Source organism: Pseudomonas frederiksbergensis (genome assembly GCF_000802155.2).
GTDB lineage: Bacteria > Pseudomonadota > Gammaproteobacteria > Pseudomonadales > Pseudomonadaceae > Aquipseudomonas > Aquipseudomonas frederiksbergensis_A.
Map to the genome: position 1 here is coordinate 13497 of NZ_JQGJ02000011.1, position 15180 is coordinate 28676.

Consider the following 15180-nt stretch of genomic DNA (forward strand, 5'->3'; position numbering starts at 1 on the left):
CAAATAACGCCCTGCCACCTCTTCATCTCCAGGAGCCACACATGGAACCCCCAGTCCATAAGCTTCCCGCGTTATTCAAACAACTCGGCCTGCCCGACGACGCCCTCAGCATCGACCAGTTCATCGCCAGCCACTCGCCGCTCAAGCCTGGGCTGCATCTGGCCGACGCGTTCTTCTGGAGCGAGGGCCAACGGCAATTGTTGCGCGATGAAATTCTCGAAGATGCCGACTGGGCGGTGGTGGTGGATCAGCTGGATGTGTTGTTGCGCAAGGGCCGCAGCGAGTGGCCGGGATGTGGGTGACTTCCACAGAGAGATTCCTTTATTCGTTTTAAGCATTAACAAATAGCTTCTTATTCCTTAAATAATATAACGCTCCTCCTTATACTCGTCCCGGAACAGACACGCAGGAGAGCACCCCATGCGCAACGAATCGATTCGCTACCTGATCGTGCCGGGCTGGCAAGGATCGCCGCAAAATCATTGGCAAACCCACTGGCAGGCGAGCTTGCCCAATAGCGCCCGGGTCGAACAAGCGGACTGGCTGACCCCGCGCCGCGAAGATTGGGTCGCCGCGCTGGCCGAAGCGATTGCCGCCGACAGCACACCGGTCATTCTCATCGCCCACAGCCTGGGGTGCATCACGGTTGCCCATTGGGCCGCTACCGCGCCGGTGCAGCTCCTGCGACAGGTGCGCGGCGCGTTGCTGGTGGCGCCGGCTGACGTGGAGCGGCCTGCCTGCGCTCCGGCGCTGCGCAACTTCGCGCCGATTCCCACGGACCTGCTGCCATTCCCCAGCCAAGTGGTCAGCTCCGACAACGATGCGGCCGTCAGTGCCCCGCGTGCGCTGGAACTGGCACGCAACTGGGGAGCCGAGGCGGGAATCCTGGCAGGCGCGGGACATATCAACGTGAAGTCCGGACACCAGCGATGGGAACAGGGTTTCGCTTATCTCTATCGCCTGCAAAACCGCATGGAGCATCACGCCCTGCGTCGCGCCTGAATTTTTAGCGCCCTCCGTCTCCCGGCGGTTTGGGGCGGGAGCCTGTCATGACTTTGCATGAAACCTTTGGTCAGTCGTTGCTGACCTTTCCCGATGCGGAAAAAAGCCCCCTGAGCATCCGCGCCAAGGCGCTGGTGTTCGTCGACCCACGTTCGCGGCGGCTGCGCCAGGAACTGGAGCAATTGGCGCCACGCTCGGTCTCGGTGTTGATTCGCGGCGAAACCGGCACCGGCAAGGAGCTGCTCGCCCGGCATATCCATCGCGAGAGCAATCGGAGTGGCTTGTTCGTTTCGGTCAATTGCGGTGCCATCAGCCCCACTTACGCCGATGCCGAGTTGTTTGGCTACGCCGCTGGCAGCCATAGCGGTTCGGCCAGCAGCCGGGCGGGGTGGTTCGGCTCGGCCAACGGCGGCACGCTTTACCTGGATGAGATTGGCGACTTGCCGCTGCCGATCCAGACGCGGTTGTTGGCGGCGCTGGAAAATCACGAAGTCACTCGTGTCGGTGCCCACCAACCGAGTCCGGTGGATGTGCGCCTGGTCGCGGCCACCAGCATCGACCTGGCGCAAGCGGTGGCGGCCGGGAAATTCCATGATCGGCTCTATCAATATCTGAGTGAGGGCCAGCTCGAGTTATCGGCCCTGCGCGAACGGGTGGGCGATATCCTGCCTCTGGCGGAATACTTCCTCGGCATCTATAGCCAACGCCTGGGCCTGGCTGTGCCGCTGATCGGCGAAGCGGCGCAGCATGCGCTGGAGCGGCACAGCTGGCCGGGCAATACCCGTGAATTGGAGAACATCATCCATTTCGCATTATTGGTGAGTACCGGGGATGAGATTTTGCCGGAGCATCTGAACCTGTTGTCCCAGCCATCGACGCTGGAGCTGATCGACCGGCAGGTGGCGCAGGTCGTCGCCAAGGGGTCTGGCGCCGAGCGCCTGGCCCTCAAGGCGCTGCTCGATCGATGGAGCCAAACGCTGTAGTGCGAACCCGCTCCGGGTGCGGTTTGGCTATATGAGTAAAATGAATATGAACTTGAATAAAAGATATTGTTAAGGCATAAAAAATGTCGGTATCTTCCGCATCACGCCAGCGATAGCACTTCGCTGGCACTCTAATTTGGTCGTCGTCGATGACGACCGTGATTTTCGATAAGGACACTGCATGAAAAAGGTTCTGTTGTTCACCGCATTGGCGGCAGCCCTGACCTCGGGCCTGGCCCAAGCCGCGGAAAAACTGGTCGTCGCCGCGACCCCGGTGCCCCACGCCGAAATCCTCGAGTTGATCAAACCGGCCCTCGCCAAAGAGGGCGTGGACCTGCAGATCAAGGTGTTCACCGACTATGTGCAGCCCAACGTACAGGTTGACCAGAAGCGCCTGGATGCCAACTACTTCCAGACCCTGCCTTACCTCAAGAGCTTCAACGAAGGTAAAGGCACCAACCTGGTAACGGTCATCGGCGTGCACGTCGAACCGTTTGGCGGCTATTCGAAGAAGGTCAAAAGCCTCGCTGAGCTGAAGGACGGCGCAACCATCGCCATCCCTAACGAAGGCAGCAACAGCGGCCGTGCCCTGATCCTGCTGCAGAAGGCTGGCCTGATCAAACTCAAGGACCCGAAAAACGCCTTGGCAACGCCGAAAGACATCGCCGAGAACCCGAAGAACTTCAAGTTCAAGGAGCTGGAATCGGCCATGCTGCCGCGCGTGCTGGATCAGGTGGACCTGGACATGATCAACACCAACTACGCGTTGGAAGCAGGTCTGAATCCGGCCAAGGACGCCCTGGTGATCGAAGGTTCGGATTCGCCTTACGTTAACTTCCTGGTCGCCCGTCCGGACAACAAGGACAGCCCGGCCATGCAGAAACTGGCCAAGGCCCTGACCAGCCCGGAAGTGAAGGCGTTCATCGAGAAGAAGTACAGCGGCGCGGTACTGCCGGCATTCTGATTGACGCGGTAGATCTTTTCACGGTTCCAAACGCCGGCGGCTGATACAGCGTCGGCGTTTTTTTGTGCGCAACAATGATCACTTGTGGCGAGGGCGCTAGTCCGGCCAATGCCACGCGGGCTCATCCAATGCCCGCTGCCCGACGATCCCGGTCTGCCCGAAATCTTTTTCCAGCACGATGCAGTTGCAGTGCTCGTCCTGCTCCAGTGCGGCAATCAAGCGCGAGGCATGAGATACGACCCAGACCTGGCAAGCGGCTGAAGCGCGGATGATCAAGCGCGCCAGGGCTGGCAGCAGGTCGGGGTGCAGGCTGGTTTCCGGTTCGTTGAGCACCATCAATGATGGCGGTCGCGGTGTGAGCAGGGCAGCCACCAGCAACAGGTAGCGCAGGGTCCCGTCCGACAGTTCTGCGGCAGTCAGCGGTCGCAGCAGGCCATGTTGCTGGAACGCGATGGCGAAACGTCCGCCCTGCAACTTTTCGATGTGCAGTCGGGCGCCGGGGAACGCGTCGCCAATGGCGGCATGCAACGCTTCGACATCGCCTATTTCGAGAATGGTCTGCAGGGCCGCGGCCAAATCGCGCCCATCGTGATGCAACACCGGCGTACGCGTGCCCAGTTGCGGTTGGCGCACCGGGGCGTCGGCGTCGCTGCGAAAGTGATCGTAGAAGCGCCAGCGGCGAATGAACTCGCGCATTTGCAGGACCTCCGGCGAAGCGCGCAGGCTGCCGACCTGGTCGAACAAGCTGTCGAAGGTTGGCGTGTGCTGGGACAGGACATCCCAGGAACGGCCATCACGGGCACGAACCATCGGCCCGTTGCGGTCCACCAGCAGGCTCGCCGGTCGAAACACCGGGCCGGCCCAGATGCACTCGCGCTTGATTTCCGGGTCCAGGGAAAACGCCGAGCGACTGGGGGCCGGCAAGCCGAGGGCAATCGAATAGCTGAAGTCTTCACCGGCAAATCCCAGGCGCAGGCGCTTGGTGCCTTGGCGCACGATCGCCTGCACCGGCACCTCGCCGTTGCGCATGCGCCGGCTGATTTCTTCCGGTCCGGCCCAGAAGGTCGAGTCCAACCCGCCCTCGCGGGCCAGGGCGTTTACCACTCCGCCCTGGGCCGTCTCCGCCAGCAGGCGCAGCGCCCGATATAGATTGGATTTGCCGCTGCCGTTAGGGCCGGTGATCAGGTTCAGCCGACCCAGCGGGATGACCAATTTATTGATGGATCGATAGTTGGCCACCGCCAATGTCTTGAGCATGCATAACTCCTTTGCGTGGGCCTGATAAACAAGTCTGCCCGATTGCCGTGCATTCGGTGAACCCTGTTCTAAGCTCAGAGTCGTATCGTCACTGGTACGTCGGTACAACGCAAAGGAGTCTGCATGGCTGGTCCCGGAATCAAATTGATTGTTGGCTTGGGCGTGTGTGCGTTGTTGACGGGATGCGGTGAGAAGAAATCCGAGGAAAAAGCCTTGCCTCGGGTGTTCATACAGCAAGCCATGCCCAGCGAATACGCGGCTTCGGTAACACTGACAGGCGATGTCCAGGCGCGGGTTCAGGCCGACCTCTCGTTTCGCGTGAGCGGCAAGATCATCGAGCGCAAGGTCGATGTCGGTGACCGGGTCTCGGCCCGGCAAGTGCTGGCCCGGCTCGATCCGCGCGACTTGCAGACCAACGTCGACTCCGCCGAAGCCCAGGTCGCCGCCGAGCAGGCGCGGGTCAAGCAGAGCGCGGCAGCCTTCGTACGCCAGCAGAAGCTGTTGCCCAAGGGCTACACCAGCCAGAGCGAATACGACGCGGCCCAGGCGCAATTGCGCAGTAGCCAGAGCGCGCTGACGGCGGCCCAGGCACAACTGGCCAATGCCCGCGAACAGCTGAGCTATACGGCGCTGATCGCCGAGGCGCCCGGTATCATCACGGCGCGCCAGGCCGAAGTCGGCCAAGTCGTCCAAGCCACGGAGCCGATCTTTACCCTCGCCCGGGACGGTGAGCGTGACGCGGTGTTCAATATCTATGAATCCCTCCTGCGTGAACCGCCATCCGACCCGGCAATTACCATCAGCCTGCTGGACAACCCGGCCATCCAGACCACCGGTACGGTGCGCGAGATCACCCCGGCGGTGTCCGCCGAGACTGGCACCGTGCAGGTCAAGGTCACGCTCAACGATCTGCCCGAAGGCATGCGCCTGGGGTCGGTGGTCAGCGCCACCGCCAAATCCGCTGGAAAGACCGCCGTGGAATTGCCCTGGTCGGCACTGACCAAGAACCTCAGCGAGCCGGCCGTGTGGCTGGTGGACGGCGAGGGCAAGGCACAATTGCATACGGTCACGGTCGGGCGCTACTTGACCGGCAAGGTCATCATCAGTGACGGGCTCAAGGGCGGCGAGAAGATCATCGTTGCCGGCGGGCAATTGCTCCATCCTGGCGTGCGCGTCGAGATCGCCGAAAACAAAAACGACAAAGCCCCGACAGGAGCCCAGCCATGAAGCGCTTGTGGATGGTCTCGGCCGGCCTGCTGCTGGCCGCCTGCTCGAAGGAAGAAGCGCCGCCGGAGCCGGTACGGCCGGTGTTGTCCATCGAGGTCCGGGCTCTTGACCAACAGGCGCTGGGACGCTTCGCCGGGAATATCCAGGCCCGCTACGAGACCAACGTGGGGTTCCGCGTGCCAGGCCGTATCGCCAGTCGCAACGTCGACGTCGGCGCCGAGGTGAAGAAGGGCGACTTGCTCGCGACCCTCGACCCTACTGACCAGCAGAACCAACTGCGCGCAGCCCAGGGCGACCTTGCGCGGATCGAGGCGCAGTACATCAATGCCCAGGCCAACGCCCGCCGCCAGCAACAACTATTCGACCGTGGCGTCGGCGCCCAGGCGCAACTGGACATCGCCCAGACCGACCTGAAAACCACCGCAGCATCCCTGGAGCAGGCCCGGGCCTCGGTGGAGCAGGCCCGCGACCAGCTCAACTACAGCGAACTGCACACCGATCATGACGCCGTCGTCACGGCCTGGAATGCCGAGGCCGGGCAAGTGGTGACCGCCGGCCAGCAAGTGGTGACGCTGGCCCGCCCGGACGTCAAGGAAGCGGTGATCGACCTGCCCGCCGGGTTGGCCGAGCGCTTGCCCGAGGATGTGGTGTTCGAGGTCGCCGCGCAACTGGACCCGGCGACCCGCACCACGGCCATCGTGCGCGAGATCGAGCCCCAGGCGCAGAGCGCCACCCGCACGCGCCGCGCACGCCTGACCCTGACTGACACGCCGCCGGGCTTTCGCCTGGGCACGGCCATCAGCGTGACCCTGAGCTCAGCCATCGAACCGCGCATCGAATTGCCGCTCAGTGCGTTGCAAGAGGTCGATGGCAAGACGCGGATCTGGCTGATCAACCCGCACGACCAGACAGTTTCGCCGCGGGACGTACAGGTGCTCGAACGATCGGACGGCTCGGTGTTGGTGGCCGACGGGATCAAGCCCGGCGACCGCGTGGTCAGCGCAGGCGTGAACAGTCTCCAGCCGGGGCAAAAAGTGAAACTCGACGAGGACGCACGATGAAAGGGCCTTTCAACTTATCGGAATGGGCCCTGCGGCATCAGTCATTCGTTTGGTACCTGATGTTCGTCGCGCTGCTGATGGGCGTGTTCTCCTACATGAACCTGGGCCGCGAGGAAGACCCGTCGTTCACCATCAAGACCATGGTCATCCAGACCCGTTGGCCTGGCGCGACCCAGGAAGAAACCCTCAAGCAGGTCACGGACCGCATCGAGAAAAAACTCGAAGAACTCGACTCCCTCGATTATGTGAAGAGCTACACCCGGCCGGGGGAGTCGACGGTATTCGTGTATTTGCGCGATACCACCGGCGCCGAGGAAATCCCGGAGATCTGGTACCAGGTCCGCAAGAAGATCAACGACATTCGCGGCGATTTCCCTGAGGGATTGCAAGGCCCTGGATTCAACGACGAATTCGGCGATGTATACGGCTCGGTGTATGCCTTCACTGGCGACGGCTTGTCGATGCGCCAGTTGCGCGACTATGTGGAGCAAATACGCGCCGAAATCCGCGATGTGCCTGGGTTGGGCAAGGTGGAAATGGTCGGCGAACAGGACGAAGTGCTGTACCTGAATTTCTCCACCCGCAAGCTTGCTGCGCTGGGTATCGATCAGCGCCAGGTGGTGCAGAGCCTGCAATCGCAGAACGCCGTGACCCCGGCCGGGGTGATCGACGCTGGTCCGGAGCGGATTTCCGTGCGCACGTCGGGGCAGTTCCAATCGGAAAAGGACCTGGCCAACGTCAACCTGCGGCTCAACGATCGCTTCTATCGACTGGCCGACATCGCCGACATCCGCCGCGGCTACGTTGATCCCGCTACGCCGATGTTCCGTTTCAACGGCACTCCCGCGATTGGCTTGGCCATCGCGATGAAGAAGGGCGGCAACATCCAGGAATTCGGCAAGGCCCTGCACGCGCGCATGGACGAACTCACCGCCGACCTTCCGGTGGGCGTCGGCGTACACACCGTGTCGGACCAGGCCGAAGTGGTGGAAGAAGCCGTTGGCGGCTTCACCAGCGCGTTGTTCGAGGCAGTGATCATCGTGCTGGTGGTCAGTTTCATCAGCCTCGGCATCCGGGCCGGGCTGGTGGTGGCCTGCTCGATCCCGCTGGTATTGGCGATGGTATTCGTCTTCATGGAGTACAGCGGCATCACCATGCAGCGGATCTCCCTCGGGGCGCTGATTATCGCCCTTGGCCTGCTGGTGGACGACGCGATGATCACCGTGGAAATGATGGTCACGCGCCTGGAAAAAGGCGACAGCAAGGAACAGGCCGCCACGTTTGCCTATACCTCGACCGCATTCCCGATGCTCACCGGGACCCTGGTCACCGTGGCTGGTTTCGTGCCGATCGGCCTGAATGCCAGTTCGGCGGGCGAATACACCTTCACCTTGTTCGCGGTGATTGCCGTGGCGATGCTGGTGTCATGGATCGTCGCGGTGCTGTTTGCGCCGGTGATCGGCGTGCACATCCTCAGCACCAATATCAAACCCCACAGCGCCGAGCCGGGGCGGATCGGCCGGGCGTTCAACGGTGGCCTGCTGTGGGCAATGCGCAATCGCTGGTGGGCCATCGGCATCACGGTGCTGCTGTTCGCGTTGGCGGTGTTTAGCATGCGCTTCGTGCAAAACCAGTTCTTCCCGTCCTCGGATCGCCCGGAGATCCTGGTGGACCTCAACCTGCCGCAAAACGCCTCGATGGACGAGACGCGCAAAGCGGTCGATCGCCTGGAAGCGACGCTCAAGGACGACCCGGACATCGCACGCTGGAGTACCTACATTGGCGAAGGCGCCATTCGTTTCTATCTGCCACTGGATCAACAACTGCAGAACCCCTACTACGCGCAACTGGTGATCGTCAGCAAGGGCCTGGAGTCGCGCACGGCGCTGACCGAACGCTTGCAGAAACGCCTGCGGGAAGATTTCGTCGGCATCGGCAGCTACGTGCAGGCGCTGGAAATGGGTCCGCCGGTCGGCCGGCCTATCCAGTATCGGGTCAGCGGCAAGGACATCGACCAGGTGCGCAAGCACGCCATCGAGCTGGCCACCGAACTGGACAAGAACTCGCACATCGGCGAGATCATCTACGACTGGAACGAGCCGGGCAAAGTGCTGCGCATCGACATCGCCCAGGACAAGGCGCGGCAGTTGGGCTTGTCTTCCGACGATGTGGCCAGGTTGATGAACAGTATTGTCAGCGGCTCGCCCGTCACCCAGGTCAACGACGATATCTACCTCATCAACGTGGTAGGGCGCGCCGAAGACGCCGAGCGTGGTTCGCCGGAGACCCTGCAAAACCTGCAGATCGTCACGCCGAGCGGCACGTCGATTCCACTGCTGGCATTCGCCACGGTGCGCTATGAGCTGGAACAGCCGCTGGTGTGGCGCCGCGACCGCAAGCCGACCATCACCATCAAGGCCGCCGTACGCGATGAAATCCAGCCGACGGACCTGGTGAGGCAACTGCAACCGGACATCGACAAGTTCGCCGCCAAATTGCCGGTGGGCTACAAGATCGCCACCGGCGGCACCGTGGAGGAAAGCAGCAAGGCCCAGGGTCCTATTGCCAGCGTGGTGCCGCTGATGCTGTTCTTGATGGCGACCTTCCTGATGATCCAGCTGCACAGCGTGCAGAAACTGTTTCTGGTGGCGAGCGTTGCGCCTCTCGGGTTGATCGGCGTCGTGCTGGCGCTGGTGCCGACGGGCACGCCCATGGGCTTCGTGGCGATCCTCGGGATTCTCGCCTTGATCGGCATCATCATCCGTAACTCGGTGATTTTGGTGACCCAGATCGATGAATACGAACGTGACGGCTACGAGCCCTGGGACGCGGTGGTGGAGGCTACCGAACACCGACGCCGACCGATCCTGCTCACGGCGGCCGCGGCGAGCCTGGGGATGATCCCGATTGCCCGAGAAGTGTTTTGGGGGCCGATGGCCTACGCGATGATTGGCGGGATCATCGTCGCCACCCTGCTGACGCTGCTGTTCCTGCCGGCACTGTATGTGGCCTGGTACAAGATCCGCGAGCCGAAGCGTGACTGAGAGAGGCACACAGAGGCTCTTGTGGCGAGGGGATAAATCCCCTCGCCACAAGTCAGGTGTTTGGTCTCAAGTAGCGAACGCTTTCACTTGCGCAACAACCGCAACCCATTGAACACCACCAGTAAGCTCACTCCCATGTCGGCAAACACCGCCATCCACATGGTGGCGAACCCGGCGAAAGTGACGCCCAGGAAGATCGCCTTGATAACCAACGCCAGGGCGATGTTCTGCTTGAGGATGCTCGAGGTCTGCCTCGACAGCCGGATGAACGCTGGGATCTTGCGCAGATCGTCATCCATCAAAGCGACATCTGCGGTCTCGATGGCCGTGTCGGTCCCGGCGGCCGCCATGGCGAAACCGATTTCCGAGCGGGCCAGGGCCGGGGCGTCGTTGATGCCGTCGCCGACCATGCCCACTCGGTGGCCTTGGGCATACAGACTTTCGATGGCTTGCAGCTTGTCCTCCGGCAACAGGTCACCGCGGGCCTGATCCATGCCGACCTGCCTGGCGATCGCTTCGGCGGTGTGGGCGTTGTCGCCCGTCAGCATCATTGTCTTGATACCCAATTCATGCAGTTGCCGAATGGCTTCGCGGCTCGAACCCTTCACGGTGTCGGCCACGGCAAACAGTGCCAAGGGCTTGGTGTCGTCGAGTAGCAGCACCACGGACTTGCCTTGTTTTTCCAGGGCGAAGAGCTTTTCCTCCAGCTCAGGGGAGCACAAGCCGAGGTCTTCCACGAGACGGTGGTTACCCAAGTGATAGGTCCGGCCGCCGATGTCGCCACGAACGCCGCGCCCGGCGAGCGCCGCGAAGTTATCCACAGTCTGCTGCGGCAGCTCTTTATCCACAGCCGCCTCGGCAATCGCCCGGGATACCGGATGGTCCGAGCGTACCGCGAGGCTCACGGCCAACGCCGGGACCGTGGTCTCCAGGGTCGGATCGAGCAGCATGTAATCGGTCTGCATCGGCTTGCCGTGGGTGATCGTGCCGGTCTTGTCCAACGCCAGGTAATCGAGCTTGTGGCCACCTTCAAGGTAAACGCCGCCCTTGACCAAGATGCCTCTGCGCGCCGCAGCCGCCAAGCCGCTGACGATGGTCACCGGGGTGGAAATCACCAGGGCACAAGGGCAGGCGACCACCAGCAAGACCAGTGCGCGATAGATCCAGTCGAACCAACTCGCGCCCATGAACAGCGGTGCAATGACCGCTACGGCCAGGGCCAGGGCAAATACTGCGGGGGTGTAGATTTTCGAGAATTGATCAACGAAGCGCTGGGTCGGCGCCCGGGAACCTTGGGCCTGCTCGACGGCGTGGATGATCCGCGCCAATGTCGATTGATCGGCCGCAGCGGTGACGGTGTATTCCAGTTCACCGGCCTGGTTGATGGTGCCGGCGAAAACTTTGTCGCCCACGGTTTTCTCCACCGGCAGGCTCTCACCCGTGATCGGCGCCTGGTCGATGGTCGAGCGTCCAGCCACCACCTCGCCGTCCAGCCCAACCCTTTCGCCAGGGCGAACCCGCACCCTGGCGCCGAGGGCAATGGTCTTCACTTCCGTGACCTGCCAGGTGCCGTCGGCCTGTTGCACCGTGGCTTGTTCCGGTGCCATTTGCATCAGGCCGCTGATGGCGTTGCGTGCCCGATCAAGGGATTTGGCTTCGATCAGCTCGGCCACGGTAAACAGGAACATCACCATCGCCGCTTCCGGCCATTGGCCGATCAATATGGCGCCGGTCACGGCGATGCTCATCAAGGCGTTGATATTCAGGTTTAAGTTTTTCAGGGCAATCCAGCCCTTCTTGTAGGTGCCGAGGCCGCCGCTCAGAATCGACACCAGTGCTACCAGGGCGACTACCCAATTCGGCGCGGCGCTGGTGAAGTGGATCACCTCGGCTGCCAATGCCGTCACGCCGGACAGTGCCAACGGCCACCAGGGCTTGGCCGGGGCGGGCAAGTTATGGGCGGGTTTTTCCTGGCCGCCGGTCAACGGCTCCGCTTGCATGCCCAGTGACTCGATGGCCTTGATGATCGGGGTATCGCTGGGCAAATCGTGGGTCACGCCCAGCACGCGGTTGATCAGGTTGAATTCAAGCTGTTGCACGCCTTCAAGCTTGCCGAGTTTGTTCTGGATCAGTGTCTGCTCGGTGGGGCAGTCCATGGCTTCGATGCGAAAACTGCTCAGCCGCGCACCGTCCGTCGGCGTTTTGCCGAGGCTGACCACCGAGGGTGCTGCTTTCGAGGCGCAGCAGGAATGCCCATGGGCATGGCCGTGGTCAGGTTTGTGGATGTGAAGGGAATCGCTCATCGGGTGACGTCCGTTAAAAGTGCCTGTTGCGCAGTAAAGACCCTGTAGCCACTATAGGGTCAAGCATCTATTTCGCAGGTGAAATCATGAAGATTGGAGAACTGGCAAAAATTACCGACTGCCAGGTCGAAACCATCCGCTACTACGAACGCGAAGGCCTGCTGCCGGAGCCGGCCCGCAGTGACGGCAACTACCGTGTCTACACCCAGGCCCACGCCGAACGGCTGACGTTCATCCGCAATTGCCGCACCTTGGACATGACCCTGGAAGAAATCCGCAGCCTCCTGGCCCTGCGCGACAGCCCCCAGGACCAATGCGAGAGCGTCAATGCGCTGATCGACGAGCACATCGACCATGTCAAGGCACGCATCGATGGCCTGCTGGCCTTGCAGGCACAACTGATCGACCTGCGCCATCGCTGTGGCGAAGGGCCGGATCTTGATCAGTGTGGAATCCTGCAGCGGTTGGAAGTGAGCGGGGCGGTGGCGCCGGAGGTGGAGCATTCACATGTGGGCAGGAGCCATGGGCATTGACCCGACCCTGCATGCATGGAGACCCCATGTGGAAGCGAGCCTGCTCGCGAAAGCGGTGGATCAGCCACATCACTATCTGTATGTGGCGACGCTATCGCGAGCAGCCTCGATGATGGTGTTTTCTAGACCGCCATCGGCGCGGTCATCGGCGCATGGTGCTGGTAGCCTTCGAGAGAGAAGTCGCTCGGCTCCACCAGTTCCAGCCACTCAGGCTGGTACACCCCGGTCTTGGCAAACTCCGGCACGCGCTCGGAAATCACCAGTTTCGGCATCGGGAACGGCTCGCGGGTGAGCTGTTCGTTGAGCATGTCCAAATGGTTTTCGTAGACATGGGCATCACCGATGAAATAGGTGAACCAGCGCGGTGTATAACCGGTCAGGCGACCGATCAGGCTCAGCAGCGCAGCGCCTTCGGTGAGGTTGAATGGCGTGCCCAGGCCCAGGTCGTTGGAGCGGATGTAGAGAGTCAGGGAGATTTCCTTGGTCTCGACATTCGGGTGGAACTGGTAGAGCAGATGGCATGGCGGCAGGGCCATTTCATCGAGTTGGGCGCAGTTCCAACCGTGGAACAGGATGCGCCGGCTGCCCGGGTCCTTGATGATGGTGTCGACGCATTGGCGAACCTGGTCGATCGCCTTGTACAACACCACGTAGGCTTGGCCGTTTTCTTCGCCCTCGGCGATTTGCCGGTAACCCTGGGCCAGCGTCTGCTCGATGGCTGCCGGGTTGCCTACCGGGATCTGCTTGTAGGCCGGCCACTTGCGCCACTGCACTCCGTAGATCTCGCCCAGGTCATCTTCGCCCTGGCGGAACGGGTTGGCCAGCCACTGGGCGTTTTCGTTGGCGTTCTGGTCCCAGACCTTGCAGCCCAGCGCGCGAAACTCAGCGGCATTGTTCACGCCGCGCAGGAAGCCGCACATCTCGCCGATGGCCGACTTGAAGGCCATCTTGCGGGTGGTGATGGCGGGAAAGCCTTCCTTCAGGTCATAGCGCAGCATGGCGCCGGGGAAGCTGATGGTGTTCACGCCGGTGCGGTTGGCTTGCTTGGTGCCGTTCTTGATGACGTGGGCCACCAGATCGAGATATTGCTTCATGGGTTACCTGTGTCCTTGAACCCGGGGCCAGTGCCCCGGGGCTAGAATTTTAAACCTTGGCCGCCGCAGCCGGCGCACGATGATAAGCCAGCCAGATCAGCGCCAGGCCACCGATGATCATCGGCAGGCACAGCACCTGGCCCATGGTCAGCCAGTTCCACGCCAGATAGCCGAGCTGGGCATCCGGCACGCGAACGAATTCGACGATGAAACGGAAGATGCCGTAGAACAGCGCGAACATGCCCGACACCGCCATGGTGGGTCGCGGCTTGCGCGAAAACAGCCAAAGAATCAGGAAGAGTGCCACGCCTTCGAGGGCGAATTGATAAAGCTGCGACGGGTGGCGCGGCAACTGCGCCGGGTCGCTGAAGGGCGGGAAGATCATCGCCCACGGCACGTCGGTCGGCTTGCCCCACAATTCGGCATTGATGAAGTTGCCGATGCGCCCGGCACCCAGGCCGATTGGCACCATCGGTGCGACGAAGTCCATCAGCTCGAAAAACGACTTGTTGTTGCGCTTGCCGAACCACAACGCCGCCAGCATCACACCAATGAACCCGCCGTGGAACGACATGCCGCCCTTCCAGACTTCGAAGATCAGCGTCGGATTGGCCAGGTAGGCGCTCAGGTCGTAGAACAGCACGTAGCCCAGGCGCCCGCCGACGATCACGCCCATGGACAACCAGAACACCAGGTCGGAGAGCTTTTCCTTGTTCCAGGTCGGGTCGAAGCGGTTGAGTCGGCGCGAGGCCAGCAGCCAGGCGCCACCGATACCGATCAGGTACATCAGACCGTACCAGTGGATTTTCAGCGGGCCGATGGCCAGGGCAACCGGATCGATCTGCGGGTAAGGCAGCATGGGTATTCCTCATGAACGTCAAAAATTCCCGGGCGAGGCTGCCACCTCGGGATTAAGCCAGGATTGTGTCAGAGCAGGAAGCTCAAGCCCACGCTGAACAACAAGGCGGCGAACAGCCGCTTGAGCAAGCGCGGCGACAAGCGATGTGCCAGCCGCGCGCCGACGCGGGCGAAAATCATGCTCGTCAGGGCGATGCCCAGCAGCGCGGGTAAATACACAAAACCGAGACTATGGGGCGGCAACAGCGGATCCTGCCAGCCCAGAATCATGAAACTTAGCGCACTGACCAGGGCGATGGGCAATCCGCAGGCTGAAGAAGTCGCCACCGCTTGTTGCATCGGTACGCTGCGCCAGGTCAGGAAGGGTACGGTCAACGAACCACCACCGATGCCGAAAATCGCCGAGGCCCAGCCGACCACCGTGCCGGCCAGGGACAAGCCGACCTTGCCCGGTACCGTGCGGCTGGCCTTGGGCTTGAAGTCCAGGGCCAGTTGCGCGGCGACGAGCATGGCGAACACACCGATGATCTTCTGCAAGTGCGGACCGGAAATCGCTTCGGCGGTGATCGCGCCGAAACCTGCACCGATGAGGATCCCGACGGTCATCCAGGTAAAGATCTGCCAGCGTACGGCCCCTTTGCGATGGTGCTCGCGCACCGCATTCACCGACGTGAAGATGATCGATGCCAGGGACGTGCCGACGGCCAAGTGCGTCAACACCTGCGGATCGAACCCCTGCAAGGTGAAACTGAACACCAGGACCGGGACGATGATCATCCCGCCCCCCACGCCGAACAGCCCGGCCAGCACGCCGGCGCAGGCACCGAGCAGCAGATAGAGCACGAATTCCACCA

13 protein-coding genes are annotated in these 15180 nt (G+C 62.0%); 8 read left to right on the plus strand and 5 right to left on the minus strand.

All coding sequences use genetic code 11. The annotated features are described in order from the left end of the window. Positions 1 to 41: 41 nt before the first annotated feature. The 4 genes from JZ00_RS19500 (at position 42) to JZ00_RS19515 (ending at position 2949) form a co-directional block, all read left to right on the plus strand. Positions 42 to 302, plus strand: coding sequence for a DUF2789 domain-containing protein (locus tag JZ00_RS19500; protein ID WP_039592595.1), 261 nt, complete (start codon positions 42 to 44; stop codon positions 300 to 302). A gap of 118 nt (positions 303 to 420) precedes the next feature. Beyond that, positions 421 to 1002: an alpha/beta hydrolase gene (locus JZ00_RS19505; RefSeq protein ID WP_039592596.1), complete on the plus strand. Its 582-nt coding sequence runs from the start codon at positions 421 to 423 to the stop codon at positions 1000 to 1002. A gap of 47 nt (positions 1003 to 1049) precedes the next feature. Continuing rightward, positions 1050 to 1985, plus strand: a complete 936-nt coding sequence (locus JZ00_RS19510) for a sigma 54-interacting transcriptional regulator (protein ID WP_039592597.1) — start codon at positions 1050 to 1052, stop codon at positions 1983 to 1985. Positions 1986 to 2166: 181 nt separating this feature from the next. Further along, positions 2167 to 2949, plus strand: a complete 783-nt coding sequence (locus JZ00_RS19515; RefSeq protein WP_039592598.1) for a MetQ/NlpA family ABC transporter substrate-binding protein — start codon at positions 2167 to 2169, stop codon at positions 2947 to 2949. Between the two features lie 96 nt (positions 2950 to 3045). On the opposite strand, the gene JZ00_RS19520 is transcribed toward JZ00_RS19515, so the two are convergent. Further along, positions 3046 to 4206, minus strand: coding sequence for an AAA family ATPase (locus JZ00_RS19520; RefSeq protein ID WP_039592599.1), 1161 nt, complete (start codon positions 4204 to 4206; stop codon positions 3046 to 3048). 123 nt (positions 4207 to 4329) lie between these two features. On the opposite strand from JZ00_RS19520, the gene JZ00_RS19525 reads away from it, so the two are divergent. From JZ00_RS19525 to JZ00_RS19535, 3 genes are read left to right on the plus strand one after another with little or no spacing between them, the layout of a single operon-like run. Then, positions 4330 to 5433, plus strand: coding sequence for an efflux RND transporter periplasmic adaptor subunit (locus tag JZ00_RS19525; RefSeq protein WP_039592600.1), 1104 nt, complete (start codon positions 4330 to 4332; stop codon positions 5431 to 5433). Beyond that, positions 5430 to 6494 carry an efflux RND transporter periplasmic adaptor subunit gene (locus tag JZ00_RS19530; protein WP_039592601.1) on the plus strand — a complete coding sequence of 355 codons (1065 nt, stop codon included), beginning with the start codon at positions 5430 to 5432 and terminating at the stop codon, positions 6492 to 6494. Before JZ00_RS19525 ends, JZ00_RS19530 begins: the two co-directional genes overlap by 4 nt. Continuing rightward, positions 6491 to 9538 (plus strand): efflux RND transporter permease subunit, encoded by a 3048-nt coding sequence (locus JZ00_RS19535; protein ID WP_039592602.1) that lies wholly within the window; start codon positions 6491 to 6493, stop codon positions 9536 to 9538. The genes JZ00_RS19530 and JZ00_RS19535 overlap by 4 nt, the downstream gene beginning before the upstream one ends. An 83-nt stretch (positions 9539 to 9621) precedes the next feature. Here the strand turns inward: JZ00_RS19535 and JZ00_RS19540 are convergent, their stop codons facing one another. Beyond that, complete coding sequence (locus tag JZ00_RS19540; protein ID WP_039592603.1) at positions 9622 to 11841, minus strand: heavy metal translocating P-type ATPase; 2220 nt, start codon at positions 11839 to 11841, stop codon at positions 9622 to 9624. An 86-nt stretch (positions 11842 to 11927) separates the two neighbouring features. On the opposite strand from JZ00_RS19540, the gene cadR reads away from it, so the two are divergent. Next, positions 11928 to 12374 carry a Cd(II)/Pb(II)-responsive transcriptional regulator gene (gene cadR, locus JZ00_RS19545; protein ID WP_039592604.1) on the plus strand — a complete coding sequence of 149 codons (447 nt, stop codon included), beginning with the start codon at positions 11928 to 11930 and terminating at the stop codon, positions 12372 to 12374. 122 nt (positions 12375 to 12496) lie between these two features. On the opposite strand, the gene JZ00_RS19550 is transcribed toward cadR, so the two are convergent. The 3 genes from JZ00_RS19550 to JZ00_RS19560 form a co-directional block, all read right to left on the minus strand. After that, positions 12497 to 13468, minus strand: coding sequence for a thymidylate synthase (locus JZ00_RS19550; protein ID WP_039592605.1), 972 nt, complete (start codon positions 13466 to 13468; stop codon positions 12497 to 12499). A 49-nt stretch (positions 13469 to 13517) separates the two neighbouring features. Then, entirely contained in the window at positions 13518 to 14327 is an 810-nt protein-coding gene (gene lgt / locus JZ00_RS19555) for a prolipoprotein diacylglyceryl transferase (protein WP_039592606.1), read from the minus strand. A gap of 68 nt (positions 14328 to 14395) precedes the next feature. Further along, positions 14396 to 15178, minus strand: coding sequence for a sulfite exporter TauE/SafE family protein (locus JZ00_RS19560; protein WP_039592742.1), 783 nt, complete (start codon positions 15176 to 15178; stop codon positions 14396 to 14398). Positions 15179 to 15180: the final 2 nt, after the last annotated feature.

Bases quoted from the DNA above. Each gene is read 5' to 3' on its own strand.
- JZ00_RS19500 (WP_039592595.1), top strand. From the start codon at position 42: ATGGAACCCCCAGTCCATAAGCTTCCCGCGTTATTCAAACAACTCGGC.
- JZ00_RS19505 (WP_039592596.1), top strand. From the start codon at position 421: ATGCGCAACGAATCGATTCGCTACCTGATCGTGCCGGGCTGGCAAGGA.
- JZ00_RS19510 (WP_039592597.1), top strand. From the start codon at position 1,050: ATGACTTTGCATGAAACCTTTGGTCAGTCGTTGCTGACCTTTCCCGAT.
- JZ00_RS19515 (WP_039592598.1), top strand. From the start codon at position 2,167: ATGAAAAAGGTTCTGTTGTTCACCGCATTGGCGGCAGCCCTGACCTCG.
- JZ00_RS19520 (WP_039592599.1), bottom strand. From the start codon at position 4,206: ATGCTCAAGACATTGGCGGTGGCCAACTATCGATCCATCAATAAATTG.
- JZ00_RS19525 (WP_039592600.1), top strand. From the start codon at position 4,330: ATGGCTGGTCCCGGAATCAAATTGATTGTTGGCTTGGGCGTGTGTGCG.
- JZ00_RS19530 (WP_039592601.1), top strand. From the start codon at position 5,430: ATGAAGCGCTTGTGGATGGTCTCGGCCGGCCTGCTGCTGGCCGCCTGC.
- JZ00_RS19535 (WP_039592602.1), top strand. From the start codon at position 6,491: ATGAAAGGGCCTTTCAACTTATCGGAATGGGCCCTGCGGCATCAGTCA.
- JZ00_RS19540 (WP_039592603.1), bottom strand. From the start codon at position 11,841: ATGAGCGATTCCCTTCACATCCACAAACCTGACCACGGCCATGCCCAT.
- cadR (WP_039592604.1), top strand. From the start codon at position 11,928: ATGAAGATTGGAGAACTGGCAAAAATTACCGACTGCCAGGTCGAAACC.
- JZ00_RS19550 (WP_039592605.1), bottom strand. From the start codon at position 13,468: ATGAAGCAATATCTCGATCTGGTGGCCCACGTCATCAAGAACGGCACC.
- lgt (WP_039592606.1), bottom strand. From the start codon at position 14,327: ATGCTGCCTTACCCGCAGATCGATCCGGTTGCCCTGGCCATCGGCCCG.